This window comes from Microbacterium sp. NPDC097977, from assembly GCF_040302605.1.
Lineage (GTDB): Bacteria > Actinomycetota > Actinomycetes > Actinomycetales > Microbacteriaceae > Microbacterium.
This window is the reverse complement of record NZ_JBEOUR010000086.1, coordinates 1-11,526: the sequence shown is the minus strand read 5'-3', so window position 1 is coordinate 11,526 and position 11,526 is coordinate 1. Positions and strand designations below refer to the sequence as shown.

Annotated in this window: 8 protein-coding genes and 1 pseudogene; 6 read left to right on the top strand and 3 right to left on the bottom strand. The window is 69.2% G+C overall.

Annotated features, from left to right (window positions below):
• Nucleotides 1-609: pseudogene (locus ABTZ43_RS15145) on the bottom strand (glycerophosphoryl diester phosphodiesterase membrane domain-containing protein); the annotation flags it as partial.
• Between the two features lie 95 nt (nt 610-704).
• Here ABTZ43_RS15145 and mtrA point away from each other — a divergent pair.
• The 5 genes from mtrA to hpf all read left to right on the top strand — a co-directional run bounded on the left by mtrA (nt 705) and on the right by hpf (nt 6,361).
• Nucleotides 705-1,385 (top strand): MtrAB system response regulator MtrA, encoded by a 681-nt coding sequence (mtrA, locus tag ABTZ43_RS15140; RefSeq protein WP_056416443.1) that lies wholly within the window; start codon nt 705-707, stop codon nt 1,383-1,385.
• A 7-nt stretch (nt 1,386-1,392) separates the two neighbouring features.
• On the top strand, nt 1,393-3,072 hold the full coding sequence (gene mtrB, locus ABTZ43_RS15135; RefSeq protein WP_056416446.1) for an MtrAB system histidine kinase MtrB: 1,680 nt from the start codon (nt 1,393-1,395) through the stop codon (nt 3,070-3,072).
• Nucleotides 3,069-4,787 carry an LpqB family beta-propeller domain-containing protein gene (locus tag ABTZ43_RS15130; RefSeq protein ID WP_056416449.1) on the top strand — a complete coding sequence of 573 codons (1,719 nt, stop codon included), beginning with the start codon at nt 3,069-3,071 and terminating at the stop codon, nt 4,785-4,787. Before mtrB ends, ABTZ43_RS15130 begins: the two co-directional genes overlap by 4 nt.
• Before the next feature lie 112 nt (nt 4,788-4,899).
• Nucleotides 4,900-5,610, top strand: a complete 711-nt coding sequence (locus tag ABTZ43_RS15125) for a ComF family protein (protein ID WP_056416452.1) — start codon at nt 4,900-4,902, stop codon at nt 5,608-5,610.
• A 94-nt stretch (nt 5,611-5,704) separates the two neighbouring features.
• Nucleotides 5,705-6,361 carry a ribosome hibernation-promoting factor, HPF/YfiA family gene (gene hpf / locus ABTZ43_RS15120; protein ID WP_056416455.1) on the top strand — a complete coding sequence of 219 codons (657 nt, stop codon included), beginning with the start codon at nt 5,705-5,707 and terminating at the stop codon, nt 6,359-6,361.
• 67 nt (nt 6,362-6,428) lie between these two features.
• Here the strand turns inward: hpf and ABTZ43_RS15115 are convergent, their stop codons facing one another.
• On the bottom strand, nt 6,429-7,769 hold the full coding sequence (locus ABTZ43_RS15115) for a coiled-coil domain-containing protein (RefSeq protein ID WP_056416458.1): 1,341 nt from the start codon (nt 7,767-7,769) through the stop codon (nt 6,429-6,431).
• A gap of 63 nt (nt 7,770-7,832) precedes the next feature.
• Nucleotides 7,833-8,435 (bottom strand): PadR family transcriptional regulator, encoded by a 603-nt coding sequence (locus ABTZ43_RS15110; RefSeq protein ID WP_056416461.1) that lies wholly within the window; start codon nt 8,433-8,435, stop codon nt 7,833-7,835.
• Nucleotides 8,436-8,599: 164 nt separating this feature from the next.
• Between ABTZ43_RS15110 and secA the strand changes: the two genes are divergently transcribed.
• Complete coding sequence (gene secA, locus ABTZ43_RS15105; RefSeq protein WP_056416465.1) at nt 8,600-11,407, top strand: preprotein translocase subunit SecA; 2,808 nt, start codon at nt 8,600-8,602, stop codon at nt 11,405-11,407.
• Nucleotides 11,408-11,526 lie beyond the last annotated feature (119 nt).

Genomic DNA, 11,526 nt, shown 5'->3' with positions numbered 1-11,526 from the left:
CTTGGTCGTGAGCCACACCACCAGCGGGATGGTCGCGAGGATCAGCACGACCACGAGGATGACGATGCCGCCGATCGCCTCGACCGAGTTCCCCAGACCCCCGGCGACGAATCCGGCGATGATGAGGAACACGATCACGATCACGCCGAAGACGAAGACGACCGAGAGGGACGCGAAGCCGGCCAGCCGCCAGAACGACGGGATCATCCGTCGCCAGAGCGTGCCGAGCCCGGCCTTCACCCCGATCGCGGCGAAGCCGATCTCGGCGGCCACCACTCCCTGCATGAGAGCGGTGAAGGCGATGGAGGCGATGCCCACGGCGAGCCCGGCCACGAGATTCATGGCGATGGTCCCCGCGAACACTGCCTCGAAATCCGCGGAGGAGGGGGAGAGGGACTCCAGGCGCGTGAAGGTCGTGACGAACACGAACCCCATCACGGTGGCGCTGAGCGCCACGACCGCGAGCTGGATCACGACCCCGAAGCCGAAGAGCACCTTCGGGTTGTGGCGCAGCGCCGCGAACGACCTGCTCAGCAGCATCCCGAAGGTCAGCGGATGCAGGGGGATGATGCCCCTCTTCGGGGCAGGGGTCCACGTCTGGCCGCTCACCGGCACTCCCTCCGTCGTGCGCTCCCATCGTGTCACACCCGCCGTCGGACGCGCAGACGGAGGTCGGTGGGACTGAGTGCCATAAGGTAACAGTTATGACCTCACGCATTCTTGTGGTCGACGATGACACCGCGCTCGCCGAGATGATCGGCATCGTGCTGCGCACGGAGGGCTTCGAGCCGGTGTTCTGCGCCGACGGAGCGCGGGCCGTCGAGGAGTGGCGCACGCAGCGTCCCGACCTCGTGCTGCTCGACCTGATGCTCCCCGGCATGGACGGCATCGAGATCTGCACGCGGATCCGGGCCGAATCCGGAGTCCCCGTCATCATGCTCACCGCCCGCAGCGACACCGCCGACGTGGTGCGCGGCCTGGAGGTCGGGGCCGACGACTACATCGTGAAGCCCTTCAATCCGAAGGAGCTCGTCGCCCGCATCCGCACCAGGCTCCGCCCCACTCCGCAGACGGTCGGCGAACAGCTGCGCGTGGGCGATCTCACCGTCGACGTCGATGCGCACGAGGTGCGGCGCGGCACGGCGCCGATCGCTCTGACCCCGCTGGAGTTCCAGCTGCTCGTCGCCCTCGCGTCCAAGCCGCAGCAGGTCTTCTCCCGCGAGATGCTCCTCGAGCAGGTGTGGGGCTACCACTACAAGGCGGACACCCGCCTGGTCAACGTGCACGTCCAGCGTCTGAGGGCCAAGGTCGAGCTCGATCCCGACAATCCCAAGATCGTCATGACGGTGCGCGGCGTGGGTTACCGCGCCGGGAGCGCGGGATAGGACGACGATGGCCGCGCCCACAGCGACCACCACGGCGGTCGCTGTCATCCGCGACTGGCGAGGCTGGCCGTCGGTCGTCAGCGCGCTGTGGCGGAGTTCGCTGCGATTCCGCACGCTGACGGTCACTCTGCTCCTCACGTCCACGGCGATCCTGATCACCTGCGTCACCATGGCCCTGGTCATCCAGAACGATCTCTTCGAGTCCCGCAAGACGGAGGCGCTCGAAGACGCGGCCCGCGCCGTGAACCTGGCGCAGGTGACCCTGGACTCCGCAGCCCTCGGCGATGAGCCCGCCGCACTGCAGGAACTCTGGGACAGCGTGCAGGCAGATCTCCGGCGCTACTCGACGGCAGAGGGCTTCGCCGGCATCCGGATGAACGACGACCCCGATGCCGTCGCACTGAACGGGTTCTCGGCGGGGTTGAGCGCCAACATCATCAGCACGGGTCTGAGCAACAGGGTCGTGCAGTTCGACGACCGCCAATCCTGGCAGTCGGTGGGGCTCGATGTCGCCGGCCGGGTCGTCCCGGGAATCATCGTCGGCCAGCAGCTGCAGGTGCCTGAGGCGGGATCCTTCCAGCTCTACTTCGCGTACGATCTCGCCGATGCCGACAACACTCTCACCTTCGTGCAGCGGACGCTGTGGATCGCCGGGATCGGGCTCGTCGCCATCGTCGCAGCGATCTCGTTCATCGTGCTGCGCACCGTGTCGACCCCGATCGTCGAGGCCGCCGAGACCAGCGCCCGACTCGCGTCGGGCGACCTTGCGGTGCGCATCGACGTGCACGGAGAAGACGAGATCGCGACCCTCGGTCGGTCGTTCAACGCGATGGCCGACAGCATCGAGTCCCAGATCAAGGAGCTCGGCGAGCTCTCGCTCGTGCAGCAGCGATTCGTGTCCGACGTCTCGCACGAGCTGCGGACGCCGCTCACGACGATCCGGCTCGCGGCCGACATGCTCAACGACCAGCGCGGGGAGTTCGATCCGACCACCGCCCGGACGACCGAGCTGCTGCACACCCAGGTGCAGCGTTTCGAGACGCTGCTGTCCGACCTGCTGGAGATCAGCCGCTACGACGCGGGGTCCGTGCAGTTGGAGCTCGAGGCCACGAGCCTCGCGCATCTCGCGGAGGACATCATCGAGCAGATGCAGCCGCTCGCGGACGGACGAGGCACCGAGCTGCGTCTGGTCGCGCCTGGCGGCTACTCTCCGGTGGACATGGATCCGCGTCGCGTGCGCCGGGTGCTGCGCAACCTGATCGGCAACGCGATCGAGCACGGCGAGGGGCGCCCGGTCGTGGTGACCGTCGACAGCAATCAGCATGCCGTCGCCGCAGGGGTGCGCGACTTCGGGCTCGGCATGGAACCGGCGGATGCCGAGCGGGTGTTCGACCGCTTCTGGCGGGCGGATCCCTCGCGTCAGCGCACGATCGGCGGCACGGGTCTCGGGCTCTCCATCGCGCTCGGCGACGCGACCCTGCACGGCGGCAGTCTCGCGGTGTGGTCCGAGCTCGGGGTCGGCACGAACTTCGTGCTCACGCTTCCGCGCCGCGGCGACGCGTCAGAGGGGCCGTCGCCGATCTCGACGGAGCCGCAGGATTCGCTGTCCGAGATCGGCGACGCGACCCAGCCGATCCATCTCGCCGACATCCCGGCCGAGCTCTTCGACCGAGGGAGCATCGAATGATGCGTCGGACCCGCCGTATCCTGCGCGGCCTCGCCATCGCGACGACCGTGCTGATGCTGACCGCGTGCACGGGGCTGCCCACGTCCGGCGACGCCCAGCCCGGGCTCGCCCTCGGGGCATCCCCGGAGGACCCCGACTTCCTCCCTCTCGCCTCGGGCCCTGCGGACGGCGCCGCTCCGGCCGCGATCGTCGAGGGTTTCATGGAGGCGGCGATCACGCCGGCGGACAACTGGGACACCGCGCGCAAGTTCCTCACCCCCGACCTCGCGTCGACCTGGCGCCCGAACACCGGCGTCTCGATCGACGTGAGCGCGTCGACGCGCCTGTTCACCTCGAGTATCGAGGAGGACGACGAGCCTGCCGCCGGTGACACCGCCGACGTGCGCGTCACCTTCGATCAGCTGGCCAGCGTCGATGCGACCGGCGCATACTCGGAGTCGTTCGGAGCGTCGAACTCCGCCTTCGTGGTGGTGTTCGACGACGGGCAGTGGCGGATCTCCGAGGCGCCCGACGGCGTCGTGATCGACGAGTCCCGGTTCTCGCGCGTCTACGACGACTTCGCTCTGCAGTACTACGACCAGACCTGGGAGCGCCTGGTGCCCGACGTGCGCTGGTTCCCCCGTCGTGCCACGGTCGCCACGACGATCGCGCAGTCTCTGATCGGCGGCGCCCCCAGCCCCTGGCTCGACCCGGCGGTGCAGAGCGCGTTCCCGCAGGGCGTGCAGCTCGCGCGGGACGCCGTGCCGATCGATTCGGACCAGGTCGCGGACGTGGCACTGAATCGCGAAGCGCTGAGTCTGGATCCGAAGACCCTCGCCCGGATGCGCACGCAGCTGCAGAGCACGTTCGCCGCGGCCGGCGTGCAGATCAGCCAGGTGCGCTTCACCGTCGACGGGCGCACCCTCGAAGCCGGGGTCGTCAAGCTCGTGGAGGACCCCGCCGACACCGGGAGCATCGTGCTGCGGGACGGCGAGTTCGGAACCCTCGTGGGCAGCGAGATCACTCCCATCGCCGGCGTCACGGAGGAGATCCTCGCCGTGACGCAGCCGATCTCGGCGATCGACGTGGCGCTCGACGGCACGCGTGCGGCGGTGAAACTCGCGGACGGCCACGTGTATCTCGCGGGCGAGGGACAGTTCGACGAACTGGATGAGCGCGCGAACCTCGTGCGTCCGTCGATGGACCCGTACGGCTACACCTGGTCGGTGCCCTCGAACGCCCCGGCCGCGCTGCAGGCGATCGGCAGCGAGGTGGCACCGAACGCGATCTCCGGCGCGTGGCCCGACGCCTCCTCCGTCTCCGCCATCCGTGTCTCCGTCGACGGCGCGCGGATCGCCGCCGTCGTCGTGGTCGGCGGCGAGCGGTGGATCGTCGTGTCGTCGGTGATCCGCGACGAGACGGGTATGCCCACCGAGCTGGGACCGATCGAACCTCTCGCGCAGCTGGGAGGTTCGGCGACCGCTCTCGTGTGGCTCGGTCCCGATCGCCTGGGGGTGCTCGCCGACCTCGAGGACCGCACGGTGATCACGCAGATCGTCGGTGGTACCGGCACGTCGGAGGTCGCGCCCACGGATGCCGTGTCGCTCGCGGGCGCTCGCAGCGCCTCGGGGCTGCGGGTTCTCGGTGCCGGCGGGGCCGTCTTCGCCCGCACCGGCTCGGCGTGGAGCGAGTCGATCAGCGGCGTCGCGCTCCTCGCCACGCGGGCCGGGCACTGACCGCGAGCGCACCGCTCCTGCACCGGCAGTGATCCGCGCGGACTTCTGACAGCACCCGTGCGCGAAGTCGACCGCGAGCGCAGCACGCGCGGATCCACGGCAGGATCGGCGGATGCCGTCATCCGCCGCCGCCCCCGCCGTCCGTGCCATCGACGCCGTCCGTGCCATCGGTGCCGACGTCCTCGCGCTGCTGCTCGCGGCCACGTGCGCCGGGTGCGATGCGCCGGAGACGCTGCTCTGTGCGTCCTGCCGGCAGCGCATCCGGGCGCGGCCGGTCGTCACCGGCACGACAGCCGGACTCCTCGTCCGTGCCGCGATGCCGTTCGAGTCGGTGCCCGCGCGCTGCGTGCGGCGGCTCAAGGACGAGGGCGAGACCCGGCTCGCGCACCCGTTGGGGGCTGCGCTGGGCGAGGTGCTGCGGGGCGTGCTCGAGGCCCGACCCGCAGGTGAGGTCGCGGTGGTGCCGGTTCCGAGCTCACGAGCGGCCTTCCGTCGCCGAGGCTACCGGGTCCCGGACCTCCTGATCCGTCGCGCGGGGTACACACCCCGTCGCCTTCTCTCCACCCGCCGTCCGACGGCGGATCAACGAGGGCTCGACGTCGAGAGTCGCTCGCGCAACGTGCACGGGAGCATGTGCGCGAAGGGCAGTGGCGGGCTCGCGGTGGTGCTCGTCGACGACGTCATGACCACGGGCGCCACCCTCGATGAGGCGGCGCGGGCGCTGCGGGTCGCCGGGGCGGACGTCCTGTCCGCGGTCGTACTGGCCGCCACACCACGTCACAGTGAACGGAATGCGTACGCATCGGAGACACGCAGGAAATGACCCGTGACATCCGTCGTCGTGCCGACTAGCGTGGGGGGACACAAGGCGACCACGGTCCGCCCTTGGCCGGGAGGACCGGGACAAGGAGGCAGCAATGGAAACGAGCATCGTTGGCGTCGGGGTGGGAATCACCGACCGCTTCAGAACCGTTGTCGAAGAGAAGATCGCCAAGATCCAGACGTTCGCGTCACGTGCGCAGCGATTGGACGTGAAGGTCACCCACCGGGTGTATCGCAACGGCCGTGTACCCGATGAGACCGTCGAACTCACGCTCGTGAGCAAGGGACCGGTCGTGCGGGCCGAAGCCACCGACGGCGACAAATTCGTCGCCCTCGACCTGGCGGTGGACAAGATGGCGGAGCAGCTCCGTCGAGCCAAGGAGAAGCGGGTCGACGGACGTCAGCACCCGCGCGGCGCGCATTTCGAGAAGGAGAGCGGTGCCCTGGAGGGCATCGACGTCCAGCCCGCATCCGTCGAGGTCCTTCGCGCCGTCGCGACGGGCACCGTGCCGATCCAGAACGAGGAGGACGAGGTCTACTCGCCCGTCGTCATCCGCACCAAGAGCTTCGATGCGGAGTGGATGACCGTCGAGGAGGCGGTCGATCGCATGGAGCTGGTCGGCCACGACTTCTTCCTGTTCGTCGACGTGCGCACCGACCACCCGAGCGTGGTCTACCGCCGCAAGGGCTGGGACTACGGTGTCATCGCACTCGAGACGCAGGCTCCGCCCGCCGAGGCGCTCGCCTCCTGAGAAGGACATGAGAACGGCCCGGCCCCTTCGAGGGGCCGGGCCGTTCGTTCGTCCGTTCGCGGGATGCTCAGTCGAAGATGCCGTCGAGGATGCTGCCGATCACGAGGCCGCCGAGGATCCCGGACGCGATGTCTCCGCCGCCACCGCGGCGACCGCCTCCGCTCCAGCCGCCACCGCCCCAGCCGTCGCCTCCGCCGCCCCAGCCCTGGTCCTGGGGGCGGGACGAGTCGATGTCGCGCTGGGCGAGCTGCAGAGCCTCGGAGGCGAGGTGAGCCACCCGGCGGGCGCCGGCGAGCGCCTGATCGCGCGTCTCCTCGGCCGGGAGGAGGTCGGAGAGGTCGACGCGCAGGCGCTCGGCCTCCGCGAGCCGGGTGCGGGCGTCCGCCCCAATCCAGCCGCGGTGCCCGGCGATGAGTCCGCGGGCGACGCCCAGCTGCCGGTCCGCGTCGTCGATGGCGTGCTGCACCTGCTGCAGGCTGGGCAGCGGATGCGCCTCGCGGTGCCGCGCCGTGGCGATCGCGTCGTCGAGGGCGGTGTTCGCGGCGCGGAGCTGGGAGAGCTCGGCGAAGGGGTCGCCGGGGGTGCCTGCGGGGGAGAGGGCGCTCAGGGCGTTCTGCAGCGCGGTCACCGCGGCGGCGACAGCCGGCACCTGCGGAGCGGTCCGCGCCGCGATGAGGTCGCTCCGCGAATCGGCCACGACCTCGGCGAGCGTCGACTCGGCGCGCAGTGCCTCGATCTCGAAGTCCTCCACGGCGTCGAGCAGTGCCGAAGCACGGCGCGTGGCTTCGGTCGCCGTCTCGAGAGCGAGGTTGGCCTCTTCGTTCTGCTTCGCGGCCCGACGACGTTCCGAGACCGAGGCCCCGTGGGTCGCGAACGCGATGAGCTGCTCGGCCTCCGCCGCGCTGGCCGTGATCTGGTGCATGGCCGACTCGGCGTATCGCGACGACAGGCGTGCGACGGTCTCGTTCGTCTGCGGGATCCGGGTGCTCAGCTCGGCGGCATCCGCGCGCACCTTCGCGATGACCTCGGGAGCGCGACGGACCTTCGCGATCGATTCGGCGAGGGCGGACGTCTTCTCGTCGAGGAGGTCCTGCGCCCAGTCGCACAGCTGCACGATCCTCGCGTTGCGGGTGCGGAGCTCCTCCGGGGTGTCCGGGATCTCATCGTGGTTCAGCTGGTGCAGTTGGAACGCCTCGCGCAGGTGCGTCCGCACGGCGCTCAGCGCCTTCTTCAGGTCTCCGGTGAGCTGGCCGCCGAGCTCGGCCTCGGCGAAGGAGAGCTCGTCCGAGGTGCTGCGGATCCGCTCGTCGGCCGCGACCAGCGACTGCTCGGCACGGCGTGCCAGATCGGCATCCTGTGCGGCCAGCTCTTCCTGTTCGCGCTTGCGCCTGCCCCATATTCCAGCCATAGGACCGATCCTAGTTTCCCGAGCGCCGACCCTGGCTGTGCATCCGCTTGAGGCGAACGCGGTTCAGACGAGCGCGACCGCCTCGACCCTGGCCGGCCGGCCGCGTCGAGGGCGGTCGGCCGTCAGCTCGATCGTGAGCGCGTGACGCGGATGCCGGGCGAGGCGCGCCTCGACATGATCGAGCCAGCGCAGCTCGGCGTCGGCGGTGAAGATCATCGAGTCGACCACGAGCGACCACGCCAGTCCTTCGGGGGTGTGGTCCTCGCGGGAGTCGCGCACGTTCACGAGCGTCGCGTGGTGCTGCTCGGCCGCGGCCCGTTGGATCGCGATGACCTCGGCGGCGTCGGCGCCGGGAAGCGTCGCCGCCACGGCCAGCTTGATCGCGAGTTCGTCGCGCGTGGTCCGCCCGCGCTCGATCGGCGAGGCCAGCCAGCGGTCGACGTCATCCGCCCCGGCATCGGTGATCTCCCAGTAGACGTGGCCCTGGGCATCAGCGGCGCCTCTGGCGACGAGGCCGTCGCGCTCCAGGCGCTCGAGCGTGTTGTAGATCTGTCCCACGTTGAGCGGCCAGACGGAGCCGGTGCGGCGATCGAACTCGTGGCGCAGCTGGTAGCCGTAGCAGGGGCCCTGCGCGAGGATCGCGAGCAGACTCTGTCTCACCGACATGTGGACCTCCCGGGTGTCGTGCACAAATATACATACCGGGAAATCCGACGACCCCGCGCCATGCAGACGACGCGCAGGTCACGGACCGGTAACATGGCAAGGTATGTCCGGTCGGCGCTCGATACGCGGCGCCGCCGGAACCATCCGACAGGGAGATGACATCTGTGGCCAATCCTCTTGAGAAGCTGCTGCGCGCGGGCGAAGGGCGGGTCATCCGCCGCCTGAACCAGGTGGTCAAGGCCGTGAACGCGCTGGAAGAGGACATCTCCAAGCTCACGGATGACGAACTGCGCAACGAGACCGTCGAGCTGCGGGAGCGGTTCGCCAAGGGCGAGACGCTCGATCAGCTGATGCCGGAGGCCTTCGCCGCCGTGCGTGAGGCGGCGAAGCGCACCCTGGGCATGCGCGCCTACGACGTGCAGATCATGGGCGGCGCGGCTCTCCACCTCGGCAACATCGCCGAGATGAAGACCGGTGAGGGCAAGACGCTCGTCGCCACGTTCCCCGCCTACCTCAACGCGATCGCGGGTGAGGGCGTCCACGTGATCACGGTCAATGACTTCCTCGCGAGCTACCAGGCCGAGCTCATGGGTCGCGTGTACCGCGCGCTGGGCATGACGACCGGCATCATCGTCTCGGGTCAGACCCCGGCGGTCCGCCGTGAGCAGTACGCGTGCGACATCACCTACGGCACGAACAACGAGTTCGGATTCGACTACCTGCGCGACAACATGGCGTGGCGCAAGGAAGACCTCGTGCAGCGCGAGCACTATTTCGCCATCGTCGACGAGGTCGACTCGATCCTCATCGACGAGGCGCGCACCCCGCTGATCATCTCGGGTCCCTCGTCGGGTGAGGCCAACCGCTGGTTCGCCGAGTTCGCCAAGATCGCGCGCACCCTCGAGGCGGGCGTGGACTACGAGGTCGACGAGAAGAAGCGCACCGTCGGCGTGCTCGAGCCCGGTATCGAGAAGGTCGAGGACTACCTCGGCATCGACAACCTGTACGAGTCCGCGAACACCCCGCTGATCTCGTTCCTGAACAACTCGATCAAGGCGCTCGCGCTGTTCAAGAAGGACACCGACTACGTCGTCATGAACGACGAGGTCATGATCGTCGATGAGCACACCGGCCGCATCCTGGTCGGTCGTCGCTACAACGAGGGCATCCACCAGGCGATCGAGGCGAAGGAGGCGGTTCCGGTCAAGGCCGAGAACCAGACCCTCGCGACGGTCACCCTGCAGAACTACTTCCGTCTCTACGACAAGCTCGCCGGTATGACCGGTACCGCCGAGACCGAGGCGGCCGAGTTCATGTCCACCTACAAGCTCGGCGTCATCCCGATCCCGACCAACCGGCCGATGGTGCGCAAGGACCAGTCCGACCTCGTCTACAAGAACGAGGCGGCGAAGTTCGCCCAGGTCGTGGAGGACATCGCCGAGCGTCACGCCAACGGCCAGCCGGTGCTGGTGGGAACGGTGAGCGTCGAGAAGAGCGAGTACCTCTCCCGGCTCCTCGCGAAGAAGGGCGTCAAGCACGAGGTCCTGAACGCCAAGAACCACGCGCGGGAGGCGGAGATCGTCGCCCGCGCCGGTCGGCTCGGTGCCGTGACGGTCGCGACCAACATGGCCGGTCGTGGAACCGACATCATGCTCGGTGGAAACGCCGAGTTCCTCGCCGTGCAGGATCTGAAGGGCCGCGGTCTCGACCCGGTCGAGACGCCGGAGGAGTACGAGGTCGCCTGGGACGAGGCCTACGAGGAGAAGAAGGCCGTCGTCGCCGAGGAGGCCGAGAAGGTCATCGAGGCCGGGGGACTGTACGTGCTCGGCACCGAGCGCCACGAGTCCCGACGGATCGACAACCAGCTCCGTGGTCGTTCCGGCCGTCAGGGCGATCCCGGCGAGAGCCGTTTCTACCTCAGCCTCACCGACGATCTGATGCGCCTGTTCCAGTCGGGTGCCGCCGAGGCGATCCTGGCTCGCACGAACTTCCCCGACGACGTGCCGATCGAGTCGGGTCTCGTCTCCCGCGCGATCCGCAGCGCGCAGTCGCAGGTCGAGTCCCGCAACGCCGAGATGCGCAAGAACGTCCTCAAGTACGACGACGTCCTCAACCGCCAGCGCGAGGCCATCTACGCTGATCGCCGCCACATCCTGCAGGGCGACGACATCGCCGACCGGGTGCAGCACTTCATCGAGGACGCGATCAGCGGTGTCGTTCGCGACCACACGGGCGAGGGTCACAACGAGAGCTGGGACTTCGACGCGCTCTGGACCGAGCTCAAGACCCTCTACCCGGTCAGCGTCACGATCGACGAGGTCGTCTCCGAGGCCGCGGACCGCAAGGGCGGCATCACGGCGGACGGCCTCACCCGCGAGCTGCTCTCGGATGCGAAGATCGCGTACGAGACGCGTGAGGAGTCGCTCGGCGAGGCGGCGACCCGTGAGCTCGAGCGTCGCGTGGTGCTGCAGGTGCTCGACCGCCGCTGGCGCGATCACCTGTACGAGATGGACTACCTCAAGGACGGCATCGGCCTGCGGGCGATGGCGCAGCGCGACCCGCTGATCGAGTATCAGCGCGAGGGCTACGCGATGTTCCAGTCGATGATGGGCCAGATCAAGGAGGAGTCCGTCGGCTACCTCTACAACCTCGAGGTCGAGGTGCGGCGTGCCGCAGACTCGCAGACCGCCGAGGTCGAGGCCAAGGGACTGTCCGAGGGCGGCGGCGAGCAGCGCCTCGAGTACTCCGCGGCGAACGATGCGGGCGAGGTCGAGGTGCGCGACGACCGGGGGCGGGTGCAGCAGGCCGCCACCGACAAGATGCGCCAGGCGGCCGCGGCTCGTCAGGCACCTGCGGATCAGCCCGACGCGGCACCGGCCGAACGCGGGGCGTTCGGACAGCGCACCGATGCGGCAGCACCGGCCGCGGGCAACCGCGAGCAGCGCCGGGCCCAGGGCAAGAAGAAGAAGTAGCAGCGCGAGCGCACGACTGCACGAGCGCAGAGGGGCCGATCCGGGTTGATCGGACCCACTGATCGTCATTGTATGCTTGCGCAATGACACCAACCCGCCACATCTACCAGACGTCGAAG